The following is a 17,967-nucleotide window of genomic DNA, read 5'->3' on the forward strand; positions in this document are numbered from 1 at the left end:
TGGCTGACGCGGCACTAGGGAGAGCACGTGGGGGAGACCACCCCGGGCATCGTGACCCGGCGCAGGAACACGGAGCTGGCGCTGACCGTCCTCGCCGTGCTGCTCGGCGTGGCCGGATCCGCCACCGCCGGGCTCGCCCTCGACGGCCGGGTGCCGGCCCGGCTGCCCACCGCCGCCGCCGTCCTCGGCGCCCTCGCGCTCGCCGCCCACCTCGCCGTCCGCCGCTTCGCCCGCTACGCCGATCCGCTGATCCTGCCGCTCGCGGTGGTGCTCTCGGCCCTCGGGGTGATGCTCATCGCCCGGCTGGACCCCAGCTACGCGATGGCCTACGGCTCCCCGCCCAAGGCGCCCAACCAGGTGATGTGGCTGGCCGTCGCCGGGGTCGGCTTCATCGCCGTGGTCGCCCTGCTGCGCCACCACCGGCTGCTCCAGCGGTACTCGTACGTGACGATGGCCGGCGCGCTGGTGCTGCTGATGGCCCCGGCCTTCTTCCCCGGGGACGTCTACGGCGCCAAGCGGTGGATCCGGCTGCCGGGGATGACCGTGGAGCCGGACGAGTTCGTCAAGCTCGCCATCACCGTCTTCTTCGCGGCCTATCTGATGGCCAACCGGGACGCGCTGGCGCTGGTGGGGCGCCGGGTGTGGGGGCTGAGCCTGCCGCGGGGCCGCAACCTGGGGCCGGTGCTGGCGATCTGGGCGGTCAGCCTGCTGGTGCTGGTCTTCGAACGCGACCTGGGCACCTCGCTGATCTTCTTCGGGATCTTCGTGATCATGCTCTACGTGGCCACCGAACGCACCGGCTGGGTCGTCTTCGGCCTGCTGATGGCGGCGGGCGGGGCCGTGGTGGTCGGCTCGCTCGAACCCCATGTGCACGGCCGGGTGGTGGCGTGGCTGCACCCGATGGCCGCCCTGCTGCCGCAGAACCAGGCCAGGGGGATGAGCCAGCAGGCCGCGCAGGCGCTCTTCAGCTTCGGCAGCGGCGGGGTGCTCGGCACCGGGCTGGGCCACGGCCACCCGTGGCTGATCGGCTTCGCCGGCCAGTCCGACTTCATCCTCACCACGGTCGGCGAGGAGCTGGGGCTGGCCGGGGTGACCGCCGTGCTGATGCTCTACGTCCTGCTGGTGGAACGGGCGGTGCGCACCGCGCTGGTGCTCACCGACCCGTTCGGCAAGCTGCTGGCGGCCGGGCTCGCCACCTCGCTGGCGCTCCAGGTCTTCGTGGTGGCCGGTGGGGTCACCGGGCTGATCCCGCTGACCGGCAAGGCGCTGCCGTTCCTGGCCGCCGGCGGCTCCTCGATGGTCTCCAACTGGCTGCTGGTGGCCATCCTGGTCAAGCTGAGCGACGCCGCCGGGCGCACCCGGTACGCCGACGCCGTGCCCCGCCCGGTCAGTGCCGCGGAGGCGCTGACCGCTGCGGTGCCGAGAGTTGTTGGCTGAGCCAGCCGAACGCGGCCGGGTACTCGCTCGTCCAGGTGCCGTAGTTGTGGCCGCCGGTGGGCACCAGGACGACCTTGACCCGTACCGGCCCGCCGGCCGCGACCTGCTGGAACTGGGTGAGGTAACGCGGCGGGCTGAACCGGTCCTGGCGTGAGGTGGCCAGGAAGATCCCGACGTCGGCGGTGGAGTGGCGGACCAGGTAGGTGGGGGCGTTGGCCTCCCGCACCGCACGGTCCGGGAGCACCGAGGGGTCTCCGGTGAGCCGGTCGGGGTCGAGCGCCGCCCCCGCCCCGAAGACCCCCGGGTACTGCAACGGCAGCTTGGCCGCGCAGTAGCCGCCGGTGGAGAACCCCAGCACGCCCCACGCCTTGGGACCGGGCAGGGTGCGGAACTTGTGCCGGATCAGCTCGGGCACGTCGGACGCCAGCCAGGTGGCCACCTTGCGGTCCGGCAGGTCGGTGCAGTCGGTGTCCACCCCACCCGGGTTGATCGCCGGCATCGCCAGGATGAACGGGTGCGAGGTGCCCGCCTCCATCAGCTGCTGGACGTCACCGGGCACCCCGCCGTGCTCCAGCCAGGACTGCGGCGACCCGGGGACGCCGTGCGCGAGGAGCAGCACGGGGAAGCGGGTGTCGCGGTAGCGCGGGTCGTCGTACTGCGGCGGGGTCCACACGATGACCTCGCCGGAGAGCTTGGAGTGCGGTCCGTGGACGTAGGTGTCGAGCAGGCCGTTGCCGGTGCGGTTGAACTTGGCCCGGGACGGCGGCGGGCCCGGCATGGCCACCGTGTTGGCGTTCTTGTCGGTGCCCAGCAGGTCGTCCCACGAGGCGTACAGGCCGTAGCTGGTGTTGATCCACACGGCGACCACGGAGATCGCGGTGAGCTGGCACAGCCCGATCATCACCAGCCGCGCCGCCAGGCGCACCACCCGTGGCCCCGGCACCCGGGCCCACAGCACCAGCGTGCCGACGACCATCAGGACCGTCGCGGCGATCAGTACGGCCAGGAACGGCGTTCCGGTGAGGCTCACGCGACGGACTCCCGCGGACTCGAAGGGCGTCCGCTCCATCCGCGGGACCCTTGGTTTCATCGGCTGAACTACAGCGAGGATCCAGCATCACCAGGCACCTGGGCAACAAAACCGGGGAAATGTAACGAACCTGGGCGTTGGTAGTGCGTATTTCGCAATACGGTCGGCGCAACCGCCGCCCGAGGCCCCCGGGCCTACCGGAGAAGACGACGTGGCGGCCCGAGACGTTGCGCCCCGACCGGTCCCGTTCGTCCGCCGCCCCGGTCCCGCCGCCCCCGGTCCCGTCGTCCGGCCCGTCCCGCCCTTCGCCCGCCCGGCCCAGCCGGACGGGACGCCCCGCGCCCCGGGTGGCAGCGTCGGAACCACCCCGTCCGCCGCAGCCCCGCACCGTGAGGAGGCCCCGGCATGAAGCCCAGTGGCCGCGTACGGTCGGTGCTGCTGTGCCTGCTGGTGTGGGCGGCCGTGACGGCGGCGCCCGGGGCCGCCGCGCCCGGGGCCGACCCGGTGGGGCCGTGCGCGCTGCCGCGGACCGACGCCTGGCTCTCCGAGGGGGTCACGCCCTGGGACGACGCCCATGTGCGCCCGCTGGGCACGGTGCGGGCCGCGATGGTCTTCGTCCGCTTCCCCGACCACGTACCCCGGCGGGCGCCGCGGCAGGTCGAGTCGGCGTACCTGCCCTCGGTGCCCAAGTTCTACCTCGACGCCTCCTACGGCAAGGCCCGGCTGGCGATCGACCCGGTCGAGCGGTGGATCACGCTGCCCAGGACGGCCGCCGGGTACGGCATCCACCGCGGCACGCCGTACGACCGTACGGTGGCGTACCTGCGGGACACCGTACGGGCGGCGCACCGGGCCGGGGTGGGCTTCCCCGGCGACCGGCTGCTCTACGTGGTCGCCGACCCGGACGCCCCCGGGGTGGACCACGACGCCACCGCCGCCGTCACCCTCGCCGCCCGCGACACGCTCGCGGTGGACGGCACCCGCATCCGCAACGTCGCCCTCATCTGGGAGGCGGCCACCCCGGACCGCAACGTCGTCGCCCACGAGACCGGCCACCTGTTCGGCCTGCCCGACCTGTACGTCCAGCCGCAAGGGGCGGGCGGCGACTGGGACTCCATGGTCGGCGACTGGGACCTGATGGGCGACCAGCGGGCGGCGGCACCGGAGTTCCTGGCCTGGAACAAGTGGAAGTTCGGCTGGTTCGACCCCGGCCAGGTGGAATGCGTGGCCGCCCCCGGCGTCAGCCGGCACACCCTGACGCCCACCGAAGTCACCGGCGGCACCAAGCTCGTCGTGGTCGCCCACGGCCCCACCGACGCGTACGCGATCGAGGCCCGCAGCCCGTACGGCAACGACCGCGGGCTGTGCGCGCCCGGCGTGCTCGTCTACCACGTGCGCACCACCGTGGACTCCACCCTCGGCCCGATCGACGTGCGCAACGCCCACCCCGGCACCGTGGCCGCCGACCTCCCGGCCACCGCCGACGGCCCCTCCGGGGTGCCCGGGGTGCCCCGCAGGTGCGCCCGGGTCCAGGAGCCCTCGATGGCCCGGGCCACCCTCCAACCCGGCGAGAGCTACACCGCCGACGGCGGCGCGCTGAAGGTCACGGTGGTCGCCGAGCGCCCCGACGGCGACTACCTGGTGGACGTCACCGCCGGCCCGCCCGCCCCGCCGCCGGGCCGGGGTGGCGGGCCCGTGGCGCGTTGACCGATGCCGTGACGGGCCATCAACTCCCGTGGGAGAATCGGCGCGTCGTTGACCCGCGAGGGGACGGGGGAACGCAGTGGGAGACGATGTCGTCATCACGGTGAGCGGGGTCAAGGCCCCGGACACCGAACTGGCCGCCCTGGAAACCTGGCTCCGCTCCGAGGACGAACTCAAGCAGAGCGTCAAACGGGAGGAACGCACCCCGCAGGAGGCCATGGGCATCGCCTACGACCTCCTCGTCCAGATCGGCGGCGAGGCGGTCTTCGCCACCGCCATGGTGCTGCTGCGCTCCATCCGCAACTTCCGCGGCAACCGGCACTCCCAGCGCGGCGGCGACGGCTTCACCGTCACCCTGCGGCTGCCCGAGCGCGACCTGGAACTCGTGCTGCGCTCCGGCGACGACCTGACCACCCGGGACCTGGAGGAGTACGGCCGCCGCATCGAACGCGCCCTGACCGGCGGCGACGGCGACGGCCGGGGCGAGGACCCGCCGCGGTCCGGCACGACGCGACCGGCGCGGCCCACGGAGTAGGCGGTGGCCTACGAGCCCAACGCCTCCCGCTCGCGGGCGGTGCTCATCGGCGTCTACGCCTACGAGCACCGGGCGGACTTCGCCAACCTGCCCTCGGTGCGCACCAACGTCCGCAAGCTCCACGAGGTGCTCACCGACCGCACCCTGGGGCGGATGCTGCGCACCACCGTCGAGGCGCCGCGCGAGTCGTGCACCCGCGACGAGGCGTTGCGGCTGATACGCACCTCCGCCGCGCAGGCCACCGACCTGCTGCTGGTCTACTTCGCCGGCCACGGCTACATGGACGTCCTGGGCGACGAGCTGTACCTGATGACCCGCGAGTCGTCCCGGCGGACCGCCCGCACCACCGGCATCCCCTACACCGGCCTCCTCGCCGAACTGGCCCGGTCCCGTGCCGAACGGGTCGTCCTCATCCTGGACTGCTGCTGCTCCGGCAACGCGAAGCTCGAATCCCTCGACGACCGGAAGTTCTCGCTGCTGGTCTCCTCCCGGCCGCGCAGCATCATCTACGGCGGCGACGGCATCGCCCCGACCCCGTTCACCGCCGCCCTGCTCAAGCTGCTGACCACCGGCACCCACGAGGACGGCTCGGTCACCGTGCAGAGCCTGGGCCAGGGGCTGAAGGAGATCGCCGAGGCCGAGGCGGCGGCCATCGACCCGGACGCCGACTACGACCCGTGGGTGCCGCGCGAGGTCTCCAGCGGCGGGGCGGGCGACACCGTGCTGTCGGCGGCCCGCCACCACCACGCCGAACCGTGGTGGCGGGCCGCCGCGTCACGCGCCGGGCAGCGGCTGCGGCGCGTCATCGGCTACCTGGGCTTCTGCTGGAAGACGTGGGCCTGGGGGCCGGGCCAGCCGTGGTGGCACCGGCTGCTGGCCGGCGTGGTGATCACGGCGGCGCTGGCCGGCCTCGGGATGGGCGTGCTGACCGCCACCCGCCCCGAACCGCTGTGCCCCACCCCGCTGGAACTGCGGGCGCTCACCTCACCGGAGACCCGCGACGCGCTGGCCGCGGTGGCCGACGCCTTCCGGACCAGCCAGGAGGACCTGCGCCCGCTGGGCGGACGCCCGGCCGGCTGCTACCAGATCAACGTCACCGTGCAGGCCGCCCCCAGCGACCAGACGGTGGCCGCCTTCTCCGACTCGGCGGCCTGGGCCGAGCCCCAACTCGCCTGCCCGCAGCCCGGATCGACCGCCTCCCCCTGCCCGGAACCGCTGCGGGACGTCGGCCCCCACCCCGATGTGTGGCTGCCCGCCTCGGCCACCGAGTACCAGCGGGTGGCCGACGCCGTGCGCCGCCCGGAGTCCGCGGTGAGCCTCGGCGTACCGTTCACCGTCGCCCGTTCGCCCGCCGTCCTCGCCGTCTCCCGCCGGGACGGGCTGACCGGCCGCGCCAGGGCCGGGGAGACCGACGCCGATCTGGTACGGGCCGCCACCGCCCAGGGGTTCACGGTGCGCGGCGCCGCCCCGCTCTCCTCCGACACCGCCCTCGTCCACGCCCTCCACCTGCCCGCCGGCACCGGCACCGACGACCCCGCGCCACGCGGCGACGACACCGCCGTCATCTGCGACGCCGCCACCGCCACCGGACAGCGGCGGGCGCTGCTGATCACCGAGGCCGAGGCGGCGGCGCTCTTCGACCCCACCATGCCCGGCCGCCCCTCCTGCCTCGGCCAGTACGCCGACCCGTACACCGCCTACTACCCCCGGGACGTCCCCGGGCTCGACCTGACCTTCGTACCGGTGACCTGGCGCGACGCGCACGCCGACACCGCGCAGCGCACCGAGGCGGTACGCCGCTTCGCGCAGTGGCTGCGCTCCCCGGACGGTCTGCGGGAACTGGGCCGGGAGGGGTTCCGCGGCGCCGACCCGAAGGCGCGGCCCACCACCGCCCCGCTGCTGCGCGACGTCTTCGTCCGCGACCCCGGCCCGCCGCCCCCACCGCCCCCGGCCGCCGACGTCGACGCCCTGGTCCGCCGCTACGGGCAACCCGGCGGCCGGCGCGACGTGCTCTTCGCGGTGGACGTCTCCACCTCGTCCTACTCCGGCAGCCGGGCCGCCACCATCAGGTCCGTGCTCTCGGCGGCCGTCGGCGGCCTCGCCGCGGACGACCGGTACGGCATCGCCGCGATCCCCGGCTCGACCGGAACCGACGGCCACCCGGCCGCCCCGCTGCCGCTGGGCACCCACCCCGCGGCCGACGCGCACCGGGCCATCGGCGCGCTGACCGCGGTCGACGACGACGCGCCGATCGCCGCCGCCCTGACCGGCTGGTCCGACCAACTCGCCCGGGACCACGCCGGGTTGCCACTGCTCGTCCTGATCACCGACGACGAGGACAGCCGCGGCATCAGCCGGCCGCCGCGCGGCGACGTCCCCGTGGTCGTCGTCTCCACCGAGGAGTTCGGCTGCAAGCTCGACTTCAACATCGAGCTGACCCGCGCCAAGGGCGCCTGCCTGGACGCCTCGCAGGACCTGCCGGGCCGGATCGGCCGCACCATCGCCCAGCTCACCGCCACGGGAGGCACCGGATGAGCCGCGTCCCGACGACCCGCCGCCGGGGCCGCCTCGCCGGGCTGCTGCTCGCCGCGGCGCTCGCCCTGCCCGCCGGATGCGGCTCGGGCCCGTCCGCCGCGCCGCCCCGCCCGCTGGACGACGGCCGGCCCCTCGTGGTGGCCAGCGGCGCCGACCTGACCACCGGTTCCGGCGCCGGGATACGCAGCCACCTGATCGACCGGTGGAACGCCGACCCGCACCACCGCAAGGCGGTCCTGGTGGAGCTGCCCTGGGCCGCCGACGGCCAGCACAGCGAACTCGTCGGCGCCCTCCAGTCCGGCGCCGCCGACTACGACGTGGTCAACCTCGACATCACCTGGATACCCGAGTTCGCCGCCGCCGGACTGATCCGCCCGCTGCCGGACACCATGGTGGACTCCGGCTTCCTGCCCGCCGCGGCGGCCACCAGCCGCTGGCAGGGCCGCACCTACGCCGTACCGTTCAACTCCGACGTCGGCCTGCTCTACTACCGCACCGCAGACCTGGCGGAGGTCGGCCTGAAACCGGCCGACCTCGGCGGCTACGCCTCCGTCGGCGACCTGCTCTCGGTGATCAACCAGCACGGCCGCCCGATCTACACCACCCAACTGCGCGAGTACGAAGGGCTCACCGTCAACACCCTGGAGGCGTTCTGGGACGCCGGGGCCGACCTGGTCGACGCCAAGGGGCGCTACATCGGCACCGACAACGGGCTGCGCAAGGGGCTGGAGGCGCTGCGCGGCCTCGGCGTCGGCGGCACCACCGACCAGCGGTCGCTCGACGCCGACGAGTCCGACTCGCTGGCCATGTTCGTCCAGGGCAAGCAGGGCGCGGGCATGCTGATGCGCAACTGGCCGTACGCCTTCAACCGGCTCGACGCCGGCCTGCCGCCCGGCACCGGTTTCGGGGTGACCCGGCTGCCCGGCGTCGCCGCGCTGGGCGGGCAGAGCCTCGCGGTCACCACCGGCAGCGACCACCCCGACGACGCGCGGGAACTGATCCGCTTCCTCACCGGCGACAGCAGCGAACGCGCCCTGCTGGACGCCGGACTCCCCGCCGCCCGTACCTCCGCGTACGACCCGCGCGGGATCACCTGCGGCACCCCCAGCACGTCCTCGGTCGAGGTCGACCGGCAGGGCGGCAAGGAGCGTTCGGCCGTCACCGCGGCGGTACGGCGGCGGTGGACCGAGGTGCTGTGGTGCGCGCTGCGGCAGGCGCGGGCACGGCCCGCCTCGACGCACTACGTCCCCTTCAGCCGGGTACTGCAACGCGAGGCCCACCGCTTCCTGCTCAACCCCACCGGCACCGCCGAACAGCAGGCCGTCGACGACCTCCCCGGCGAACTGGGCAAGGCGCTCGGCGGTCGATGAGTGATGCCCCGGTGGCCCACGGTGAGCCAAAGGGGGGATTCGGGCGAACGGCTTGGATTCAAACCCCGAGTCTATTAACGTTCGATAACGCAACGCGGTCGGAAACGTCACCGACTCGGTGGCACCGTGCGCCGTCGCCGAATCCCGCGCGCTCACCGCGCCGTGGGAACCGGGGAACCACCTTCTGGGGTGAATCGGGCTGATCAGAGGCGACTCTGACGGCCCGTAGGAGACCTTCCTGCTCCGAACCCGTCAGCTAACCCGGTAGGCGGAAGGAAGGAAAGGAGTGCGCCAGCAGTGGCGTCGATGGAGCCTGCCGTAGCGGAACCCGCCCAGGACGAACCGGCGGTGACCCCGGACCCGGTCCCGGTCCCGGGTCCCGGGGACGGTGATCGGGGGCGGCACCGGCTGCCCAAGCAACGTACGGTCTCCCGTGGTTCGACGGTGCTCGGCGTGGCGGCGATGGCCGCCGTGGGCGCCGGCGGCGTCGCGGCGGCCCAGGGCAAGTCCCCGGTGCCCGTCTCCGTCCCCGACCTCGTGCCGGAGGGCGTCAAGCAGGCGTTCACCGGCGAGTCCGCGGAGCAGTCCGCGCAGCCGGCCGCCGCCGACGAGCCGGTGGCCGTCGCCGACCCCGGCGAGGCGCTGCGCAACCGCATCCTCGCCCAGGTCGACCAGCAGAAGTCCGCCGCCGAGCGGGCCGAACTGGAGAAGCGGGCGGCGGCCGAGGCCAAGGAGGCCGCGGCCCGCCGGGTGCGGGAGGAGGCCGAGGCCAAGCGCCAGGCGGTCGCCGAGGCCGCGCGGAAGGCCGAGGCGGAACGTATCGCCAAGCTGGCCAGGAGCTACGTCAAGCCGGTCGCCTCCTACACCCCCAGCTCCCACTTCGGCGAGGTCAGCTCGTTGTGGGCCACCACCCACACCGGCCAGGACTTCGCCGCCCCCACCGGTACGCCCGTGACGGCCGTCCACTCCGGCACCATCACCTCGGCCGGCTGGGCCGGCTCCTACGGCTACCGCATCGTGCTGCGCCTCGACGACGGCACCGAACTGTGGTTCTGCCACCTGTCCTCGATGGTGCGCACCTCCGGCCAGGTCACCACCGGCGACGTGATCGGCCGCGTCGGCGCCACCGGCAACGTCACCGGCCCCCACCTCCACCTGGAGGTCCGCCCGGACGGCGGCGCCCCGATCGACCCGGTGGGATGGCTGGCGGAGCGTGGCCTGACGGTGTGAGGGCGCGCGGCGCGGCGGTGTCCTGACAGGGGCGCGGGTTGCCGCGTCCTGCCGCCGTGTGCGGGGGCTCGTCGCGGCGTGGCCGTCGTAACGGGCGTGCCCGTCGTGGCCGGGCGTCCCGGAATCCCGCCGTGTGAGGCATGCCGTGGCGGACGCCCCGTTCCCCCGCCGCGTATGAAGCCGTCGGCGGCCCTGGTGCCTTCCCCCGACGCCAGGGCCGCCGGCCTCATCCGGCCGTACGGACGGTCACGCCTTGCGGTCGGCGACCAGCCAGGAGGTGACGGCGACCGCGCCGGCCACGGTGAAGACCGCCGGCCAGGCGCCGACCTTCTTCGCCAGCGGGTGGGAGCCGGCGAAGGCGGCGGTGTAGAGACCGGTCAGCGCGGCGGCCTTGCCGGTACCGGCCTGGCGCTGCCACTGACGGGCCGCCACCGTGCCGGCCGCGGCCAGTGCCACCCCGCCGAGCTGCCGCTTCTTCGTCCAGCGCGCCACCCCGTACCCCCCGACGAGCCCGCTCGCCGCGACGACAGCACCCGGAATCTTGGCCATGGCCACACCTTCCATTTCCACTGGAAATTCTTAGGGTGAGGCTAACTCCCGGCGCTCGACGTGTTCATACCAGGTCCGGGTCGGTGATCTGTTCGGCGTAGTACGTGGCGAGCGGCTGCGGCCCCACGTACTGCTGGCACGCGCACGGCCGCGACTCGTAACTGAGCGGCTTGCGCTCCCGGTCCCACGCCGCGGGCACCTCCACCGTCTCGTGGCACCTGCCCTGCTTGTCGTGTTTCGCCAGGTGATGCGTACAGCCGCACACCGGCTCCGGAGCCTTCCCCGCCGCCTCGATCTCCGCCCTCCTGCGCTCCTCGAACGCCAACCGCTCCATCCGCCTGCTGTGCCGGGTCCGCAACGCCCCGCGCACCCACCCACCCCCCATCACGGCCACCCACACAACCGCCCACCACGGCACCCCCGAGACATGCATCCCCGTTCCCCCGTCTTCCCCGCTGTTGTGTTCTCCCTGTGGTCAGTGCAGTATCGCAGCGGCTTCCCCGTCAGCGGAGCCCCCCGCCCCGCACCGCCGCGACGAACGCGTCCCACGCCTGACGGCTGAAGGTGAGGACGGGGCCGTTCGGGTCCTTGGAGTCCCGGACGGCCACCGGGCCGTGGCTGTCGGCCACTTCGACACAGTTACCGCCGGTGCCGTTGCTGTAGGAGGACTTGAACCAGGTCACTGTGGCTTCGGAGGGCGAGGTGGAGGTGCGCATCACGGCTCCTGCTGGGCGGCGCTTCAGCTCAGTGTGTCTTCCCGGATGGCGTCCAGGAAGTCGGCCCATGCTCCCGGCGCGAACGTGAGCACAGGGCCTTCGGGGTCCTTGGAGTCTCGGACGGCCATCCCCTCCGTGAGGACGGCGGCCTCGACGCATTCGGTACCGGATCCGCCGCTGTAGGAGGACTTGAACCAGGTGGTGGTGGCTTCGGAGGAAGAGGTTGGGCGGCGCATCACAACTCCCGCTCGGCTTGTCGGATCAGGGTGATGGATGATTCGGGATCGAGTGCCCGCGCTTTGAGGTAGATGAAGGCGCGTCGGTAGCGATCCAACTCCGCCTCCGTCTCAAGGAACAGCGCTCCGGCGAGGGTGTCGAGGTAGACGACATCCAGCGACGGCTCGGCTCCGCCGAGGACCACGAAGCTACCGCTGGCCGACGCGTGCGCGCCAGTGGAGAACGGCAAGACCTGAACGGTGACGTGCGGACTGTCCGCGCACGCCGACAGGTGGGCCAACTGCTCGCGCATGACCCCGCCACCACCTACAACTCGGCGGATCACGGACTCGTCCAGAACGGCCCAGATGTGAGGCGGTCGCGGTCTCCTGAACAGCTCTTGGCGTCTCATGCGGATGCCGACCATGCGCTCCACTTCCGCGTCCGGCACGCTTCTCTCCGACGCGCGGTGCACCGCCTCGGCATAGCGTCGGGTCTGGAGCAGGCCGGGGACGTACATGGTGGCGAACTGATCCTCACGCGTGGCTTCGTTTTCCAGGGTGAGCATGAGGTTCATCCACTCCGGGATGGTGTCGGTGTACGGGGTCCACCAGCCTTGCAGCTTCGCGTCCTTCGCCATCTGGACGATGGCTGTGCGTTCCGCCTCGCTCGCTCCGTACTCACGGCACAGGGCGTCAACGACGAGCCACTTCACCGGGCCCTCAGTCGTCTCGTAGCGGCTGACCGTGGCCTTCGACACGCCCACGAGACGACCGGCCTCCTCAAGGGTCATCCCCTTCCGGGTGCGCAGCTTCCGCATCGTCGCGCCGAGCTGGCGCCGACGGGTCGTTGGTCCATTCCGCATGGCGTTCGTCCTTTGGTCAGCGCGTACGTGGGAGGAAGACGCTTGGTCGCTCAAGAGGCTATTGGCTGACGGGAGTTGAGAGGCGTGAGGTTCACTCGATCGATTCGGGCTGAGAAGTTACATTCGGCAACTTCTCCCTGCCATACTCGACCGCGAAGAGCGATGGGTGCGGCGCGCTCTGTAACCGTCGATGGCCGAGTGAGAGGACATACACCCATGTGCCTCCGACAAGAAGAACCTCCACGTCAGCAGTGCGTCCTTCCTTTCCGTGCGACCCCGAGAGCCGTGGGCGAGCTGCGTCGAGTCGTCCGCGCCCAACTCGGCGCCTGGGGCCTGGGGAACCTCGCCGACCTGGCGGAGTTGGCCCTCTCCGAACTCGCGACCAACGTCGTTCGGCACGTCGGCGACGGCACGCCTGCCGCGTGCACGCTGGAGGCCCACCACGACCGCGTGCGTCTCACCATGCATGACGTCAGCGCGACGCTTCCGGCCCAGCGGCAAGCCACGGTCTTGGACGAGAACGGTCGCGGGCTCGACCTGGTCGCGGCCGTATCAAACGCGTGGGGAGCGTCCCCCGGCCCGGCCGGCAAGAGCATCTGGTGCGAGTTGGCGGACTGGACGAGCCCGGAAGACCGCATGCTGCGCCGCCGTATCCAGCGGGCGTCTCGCGTGGTGGAGTCATACCGGCGGGAGTACAACAGCGACCGCCACCTGCTCGCTCACGTCCCAACCGCGGAGGAGACCACGACCGCCCTGATCTCTGACCTGCTCCGCTGGCTCGACGCTCAGGGAGGAGACCCCCGAGAGGTGGTGGAGCAGGCATGCATCCACCACTTCGGGAGGTTTGAGAAGGGTTGGTAGCCCTAGGCGAGAACCGTCAACTCGCGTTCATCGCCGAGTAGGACCAGACGTCAGCGGGAAGCTCGTGGCGTAGTCTCCACACGACGCCCATCGGCTTGCTGCCTTCATGGGTGACGTACTCGGCAGGGCCTAGAAGCATCCACGGCTGAGGGCCGCCTATGTCGGTCTTCTTGTAGCGACGGATGAAGAGCAGGACGTCTGTTCCCCGCTCCCGGTGTTCTCTGTAGCGCAGGCCGGTCGGCGACTCGCTCGACGTCCGGTTCTGGGACTCCCAGTGGAAGAGGGACTCACTCATCGCGTAGTCCTTGTAGCGCGTTTGCGGGGAGAAATCCTTTTCGTTCTTCTCGTGCGTGATCAGTAGAGCGTCTGTTTGCACGTTTTCACACCAACAGACGCCCGCTTGGAAGTGCCCGGGAAGGTAACTTCCGAGGGACGCTTGCCCGAGGGCCGGAAGAATCTCTTCACGGCTGTAGTAGGCATGCACGGTCAGCGGCAGAGGGTGGTTCATACCCAGCAAGGGCACGGGTACATGCTCGGCGTGCTCCAACGCGTACGAAAGTACCTGTGTCACCTCGTCTCGGAAGGCCGCGTGTGGGCGCAGGGCGTCGAGTCCTTCGCGGTAGCTGGTGAACCCGCCGCCGAGCGGCCAGATCGAGAAGAAGAGCATGCGGGCAAAAGCCTGATCTCGCTCGTTCAAGTCGTCGTACCCAGGCGCGTCGTCCGCGAGGATCCGCTGGTAGGCGTCGACTCGGGCAGGGTCGCTGGCGTGCAGGAAGGCAGGCACGCGCCGGAGCAGTGCGGCTTCTCCCTCCGGGGCGGGGGAAGGCAGGAGGTTTGCTGTGCGCAGCAAGCCGGTCCACGAGTTGTCTTTGCCTCGGTAGAGATCCTTGATCTCCCGGGTGCTCTCTTCGAGGTATCCGGCAAGTCGCAGCTTGCCGTAACTACGGACCTCGCGTACGAGTTGTCTCGCATTAACCCGGAGTTGACTCCGGATGTTGTTGAGGATCTCATCCTTGGCTTTCGGCTCAAGGATGATCTGGCAGCCGGACGGGAGTTGTGGAAAGTCTCGCTCGATGTTGTCCAACAAGCGATTGCGAGTAAAGCTTGTCAATGCTTGGAAGGGTTCCTCGAAGCGGAATTCCTTCCGGTGGTGTCCGATGAAATCAAGGACGGTGAGCACTGCCTTGCCTTCGCTACGCCGCAAGCCTCGTCCGAGCTGCTGAAGGAAGACGGTGGCGCTGGAAGTCGGCCGTAGCAGCAACAGTGTATCGACGTCCGGAATGTCGAGTCCTTCATTGAAGAGATCGACGGAGAAGATCACCTGAAGGTTGCCGTTCTTGAGCTCTTCAAGTGCTGCCTTTCGCTTCTCCTTGGGTGTTTCTCCTGACAGTGCTACGGCGTTGAGGCCTGCTTTGCGGAAGTAGTCGGCCATGAAGTGCGCGTGTGGTACGGAGACGCAGAAGCCCAGTGCACGCATGGAGCCAGGGTCTGCGATCTTGTCCTTGACCGCCTGCACCACAAGGCGGGCTCGGGCGTCGTTGCCGGTGAACAGGTTGTCCAGGGCGCCGGGGTCGTAGGAACCGCGCTTCCATTCGATCGCCGTCATGTCCGTGTTGTCGGCGATACCGAAGTAGTGGAAGGGACAGAGGAGATCGTTCTCCAAGGCTTCCCAGAGCCGCATTTCTGCGGCGATGCGACCGCCGAAGAACTCGTCCTGAATATTGCGGCCATCGGTTCTTTCAGGAGTCGCTGTCAGGCCCAGGAGTTCCATCGGTGTGAAGTGATCCACGATCTGACGATAGGTGCGGGCCGTGCCGTGATGGAACTCGTCGATGACGACCACGTCGAAGTGGTCTGGCGCTAGGTTCAGGACGCGATTGGTGAGTGACTGGACGCTGGCGAATACGTGTGTCCACTCGGTAGGCGCTTCACCGTCCGCCAAGAGTTCCCCGAAATTGGCATCGATCAGCACATCCTGGTAAGTGCGTAGCGACTGCTCCAGGATCTCCTTGCGATGGGCGACGAAGAGCAGCTTGAGGTCACGTCCGTGTTTGGCTCGTAGGCGCTTGTAATCAAGAGCGGCCATGACCGTCTTGCCTGTCCCCGTGGCGGCGACGAGAAGATTGCGGTGCAGCTTGTGGATCTCCCGCTCGACCTCTAGACGCTCCAACATGTCGCGTTGGTGTGGGAACGGACGGATTTCCAGGCCGGAGAGGGTGATGCGTCGGGTGGCGCTTGCTCCGCTCAACGGTCTCCCGGCCGCAGTGAGTGCCTCGTCGAGGCGCTGGGCATCCCGATCGGGGTCGTAGGGCTCGAAGGCCGGTTCGCTCCAGTAAGAGTCGAAGGTGGCCTCGAATTTCTTCAGCACGGCGGGGGTGGCTACGGATGACAGCCGTACGTTCCACTCCAAGCCGTCAAGCAGGGCCGCCCGGGACAGATTGGAACTGCCTACGTAGGCGGTGTGGTAGCCCGTATCGCGCCGGAAGAGCCATGCCTTGGCGTGTAGGCGGGTGGAGCGCAACTCATAGTTGATCTTCACCTCGGCGCCGAACTCGCGGACGAGGCGGTCAAGGGCACGGCGTTCCGTTGCGCCCATGTAGGTCGTGGTGATGACCCGTACGGGCACACCACGGGACTTGGCCGCCTGGAGTGACCGTTCCAGCACACGCAACCCGTGCCATTTGACGAAGGCGCAGAGCAGGTCGATGCGGTCGGCGGTGGCCAGTTCGGCCCGCAACTCGTAACCGAGGTTGGGGTCCTCCGGCGCGTTGGTGATCAGCGCTGTCTCGGATAGGGGGGTGGCCGGACGGATGGCGTAGACGCCTGGGGCCTCCTGCTCAGCGAGCGCGAGGAGTTGGCGTGGCCCGTCGGCGACCGGATCGATCCACTCTTCGGCGCCCTTTATGGTGCTCAGTGAGTGCAACACCGCGTTGGCTGCGGTGACTTGGTCCTCTGGGTCCAAGTGTCGGATGACGTTCTGTACCGTGTCGCCGATGTGGCGGGAGAGTACGTGCGGCGACGACTCTTTGGTCACCACTTCGTCGACGGCATGCCATCCCTTGCCGTTCAGTTCCTTGATGCGTTTGGCAAGCTGGCTGGTGATGATCTGCTCGTAGAGCCCCGCCACCGGCTTGCCGTCTCGCTGTACCGCGTCCGTCACAGCAGCCCCCCTGCTTCGCGTCGTGTGCTCAATTTCTAGCAGGGGCCACCGACAAGCAGCATGCGGTGGCGAGCCGTCGAGACGCGTTCCAGCACCGGGAAGCCGCGCTCACCGACCATACGGCCCCGCCCCCGGCCCCCACCCCTGCCCCGGCACCCCACCCTGCCCCGGGAACGGCCCCTGCCCACCCGGCGGGGGACCGTACGGACCCGAGCCGTACGGACCCGAGCCGTACGTGGCTGGACCCGGCCCATACGGACCCGGACCCGGCCCATACGGAGCCGGACCCACCCCATACGGGCCCTGGGCCGGCCACTGCGGGGGCATCGGGGGATGGACGGCGTAGGCGGCTTGGACGAGGACGGGCTGGGCCAGGGCTTTGCGTTGCCACATGTGGTGGAGGAGTTCCTGCTCGCGGAGGGCGAAGTCGGGATCGACGGTGCCGCGGGCGGCGCGGGCGCGGAGGAAGGCGAGGGAGGTGGCGAAGGACTCGTACTCGCGGACGGCGCGGGCGTCGGCGGGGCCGCGGGCGCGCAGGGCCATGTCGCGGGCGAGTTTGCGGGCGCGCAGGGAGGACAGGGCGAGGGGTTCGAGGGGGGAGAGCCAGCCGGCCATGGCGTAGGCGGGCAGTTGGGTGCGTATGGTCTTCAGTTCGTTGCCGCGGGACCAGACCGCGAGCCATATCAGCAGGCCGAAGACGGGCACCATGAACGCCGCGTAGACCACGAGGAAGCCGAACGGGCCGAGGGTGGACGAGCCGTTCCATATGCCGTGCATGGTCATGGCGAGCAGCCAGCCGCCGAGCGGGGCGAGCCAGCGGCGTATCTGGCCCCGGCGGGCGGCGGCGGCGATGCCGAAGCCGATCCCGGTCATCGAGGTGAACAGCGGGTGGGCGAACGGGGACATCACGACGCGGATGAAGAACGTGCCCAGCAGGGTGACCGCCGGGGCGCCGGTGTGGCCGGCCGCCTGGTCGTGGCCGAAGGCGGAGCCGAGGTAGAGGATGTTCTCGGTGAACGCGAAACCGGTGGCCGTGGTCCCGGCGAGGACCACGCCGTCGACGATGCCCTGGAAGTCCCGGCGGCGGAAGAGGAAGAGCAGCAGCACCGCGGTGCCCTTGCAGCTCTCCTCGACCAGTGGGGCCACGAAGGTCGCCCCCCAGGCGTCGCTCTGCCTGGGGGTGGCGGTGAACGTCGTGGCCAGCAGGTGTTCGGCGTAGCTGTTGGCCAGGATGGCGATGAGGGTCGCCGCGCAGGCGCCCCAGGCGAAGGCGAAGACCAGGTGGCGGAAGGGCTGCGGTTCGACGCGGTCGATCCAGCGGAACGTCAGGATCAGCAACGGCACCGGAAGCACCGCCAGCGCCAGGCCGACCCCGAGGCCCGCGGTGCCCGTCTGGCGGCGCACGATCGCCAGGATCAGCAGCCCGCACAGCGCGAGCAGCACGGCCATCGCGCCCACCCGCACCGCCTTGGACTCCCAGAACGCCCGGCGCGGCTTGTAACGCCACCGCGAGGGCAGGGTGAACCGCGGCTCGGGGTCGTACGAGGGGACCTCCGGTCCGCCGGGCGCCTGCCCGTCCGGCACGTCACCGGTGACGGCGGCTGCGGGGGCGGGCGGCTGGGGGCCGAAGGCTCCGGGCGGGGCGGACGGTCTCGGCGGTTCGGACGGGCCGGACGGATGCGACTGCGAGAACACCCGTCGAGCGTAAGGCCGGTGGACGGTCCGCGCGACGAGACCCCGGGTACGCCGGCGCACTCCG

Annotated in this window: 15 protein-coding genes and 1 riboswitch; of the genes, 7 read left to right on the top strand and 8 right to left on the bottom strand. The window is 70.9% G+C overall.

What is annotated here, in order from left to right:
* Positions 1-27 precede the first annotated feature (27 nt).
* Positions 28-1,437 carry an FtsW/RodA/SpoVE family cell cycle protein gene (locus tag SCATT_RS15925; RefSeq protein ID WP_014144107.1) on the top strand — a complete coding sequence of 470 codons (1,410 nt, stop codon included), beginning with the start codon at positions 28-30 and terminating at the stop codon, positions 1,435-1,437.
* Here SCATT_RS15925 and SCATT_RS15930 read toward each other — a convergent pair.
* Positions 1,388-2,467 carry an alpha/beta hydrolase gene (locus SCATT_RS15930; protein WP_014628156.1) on the bottom strand — a complete coding sequence of 360 codons (1,080 nt, stop codon included), beginning with the start codon at positions 2,465-2,467 and terminating at the stop codon, positions 1,388-1,390. The two genes, SCATT_RS15925 and SCATT_RS15930, sit on opposite strands and share 50 nt — an antisense overlap.
* 405 nt (positions 2,468-2,872) lie before the next feature.
* Between SCATT_RS15930 and SCATT_RS15935 the strand changes: the two genes are divergently transcribed.
* The 5 genes from SCATT_RS15935 to SCATT_RS15955 all read left to right on the top strand — a co-directional run bounded on the left by SCATT_RS15935 (position 2,873) and on the right by SCATT_RS15955 (position 9,841).
* Positions 2,873-4,174: a M6 family metalloprotease domain-containing protein gene (locus SCATT_RS15935; protein ID WP_014144109.1), complete on the top strand. Its 1,302-nt coding sequence runs from the start codon at positions 2,873-2,875 to the stop codon at positions 4,172-4,174.
* A 76-nt stretch (positions 4,175-4,250) separates the two neighbouring features.
* A complete protein-coding gene (locus tag SCATT_RS15940; protein ID WP_014144110.1) occupies positions 4,251-4,706 on the top strand; it encodes an effector-associated constant component EACC1 in 456 nt (151 codons plus the stop codon).
* A 3-nt stretch (positions 4,707-4,709) separates the two neighbouring features.
* Positions 4,710-7,241, top strand: coding sequence for a caspase, EACC1-associated type (locus SCATT_RS15945; RefSeq protein ID WP_014144111.1), 2,532 nt, complete (start codon positions 4,710-4,712; stop codon positions 7,239-7,241).
* Complete coding sequence (locus SCATT_RS15950; RefSeq protein WP_014144112.1) at positions 7,238-8,611, top strand: extracellular solute-binding protein; 1,374 nt, start codon at positions 7,238-7,240, stop codon at positions 8,609-8,611. Before SCATT_RS15945 ends, SCATT_RS15950 begins: the two co-directional genes overlap by 4 nt.
* Before the next feature lie 125 nt (positions 8,612-8,736).
* A riboswitch (cyclic di-AMP (ydaO/yuaA leader) is annotated at positions 8,737-8,897 on the top strand.
* An 11-nt stretch (positions 8,898-8,908) separates the two neighbouring features.
* Positions 8,909-9,841, top strand: coding sequence for a M23 family metallopeptidase (locus SCATT_RS15955; protein WP_014144113.1), 933 nt, complete (start codon positions 8,909-8,911; stop codon positions 9,839-9,841).
* Positions 9,842-10,087: 246 nt separating this feature from the next.
* Here the strand turns inward: SCATT_RS15955 and SCATT_RS15960 are convergent, their stop codons facing one another.
* The 5 genes from SCATT_RS15960 to SCATT_RS15980 form a co-directional block, all read right to left on the bottom strand.
* Positions 10,088-10,390: a hypothetical protein gene (locus tag SCATT_RS15960; protein ID WP_014144114.1), complete on the bottom strand. Its 303-nt coding sequence runs from the start codon at positions 10,388-10,390 to the stop codon at positions 10,088-10,090.
* 64 nt (positions 10,391-10,454) lie between these two features.
* The gene (locus tag SCATT_RS15965) at positions 10,455-10,775 is read right to left on the bottom strand and encodes a hypothetical protein (RefSeq protein ID WP_231905098.1); all 321 of its coding nucleotides are present in this window, start codon (positions 10,773-10,775) and stop codon (positions 10,455-10,457) included.
* 118 nt (positions 10,776-10,893) lie between these two features.
* Positions 10,894-11,106: a DUF397 domain-containing protein gene (locus SCATT_RS15970; protein ID WP_014144116.1), complete on the bottom strand. Its 213-nt coding sequence runs from the start codon at positions 11,104-11,106 to the stop codon at positions 10,894-10,896.
* Between the two features lie 23 nt (positions 11,107-11,129).
* Positions 11,130-11,342: a DUF397 domain-containing protein gene (locus SCATT_RS15975; RefSeq protein ID WP_014144117.1), complete on the bottom strand. Its 213-nt coding sequence runs from the start codon at positions 11,340-11,342 to the stop codon at positions 11,130-11,132.
* Positions 11,342-12,187 (bottom strand): helix-turn-helix domain-containing protein, encoded by an 846-nt coding sequence (locus tag SCATT_RS15980; RefSeq protein WP_014144118.1) that lies wholly within the window; start codon positions 12,185-12,187, stop codon positions 11,342-11,344. The genes SCATT_RS15975 and SCATT_RS15980 overlap by 1 nt, the downstream gene beginning before the upstream one ends.
* A 216-nt stretch (positions 12,188-12,403) precedes the next feature.
* On the opposite strand from SCATT_RS15980, the gene SCATT_RS15985 reads away from it, so the two are divergent.
* Complete coding sequence (locus SCATT_RS15985) at positions 12,404-13,048, top strand: ATP-binding protein (protein WP_322972942.1); 645 nt, start codon at positions 12,404-12,406, stop codon at positions 13,046-13,048.
* A gap of 16 nt (positions 13,049-13,064) precedes the next feature.
* Here SCATT_RS15985 and SCATT_RS15990 read toward each other — a convergent pair whose 3' ends face one another.
* Both SCATT_RS15990 and SCATT_RS15995 read right to left on the bottom strand, forming a co-directional pair.
* On the bottom strand, positions 13,065-16,208 hold the full coding sequence (locus SCATT_RS15990; RefSeq protein WP_014144120.1) for a DUF3427 domain-containing protein: 3,144 nt from the start codon (positions 16,206-16,208) through the stop codon (positions 13,065-13,067).
* Positions 16,209-16,316: 108 nt separating this feature from the next.
* Positions 16,317-17,792, bottom strand: a complete 1,476-nt coding sequence (locus SCATT_RS15995; RefSeq protein ID WP_014144121.1) for a PrsW family intramembrane metalloprotease — start codon at positions 17,790-17,792, stop codon at positions 16,317-16,319.
* Between the last annotated feature and the right edge of the window lie 175 nt (positions 17,793-17,967).

The organism is Streptantibioticus cattleyicolor NRRL 8057 = DSM 46488 (assembly GCF_000240165.1).
GTDB lineage: Bacteria > Actinomycetota > Actinomycetes > Streptomycetales > Streptomycetaceae > Streptantibioticus > Streptantibioticus cattleyicolor.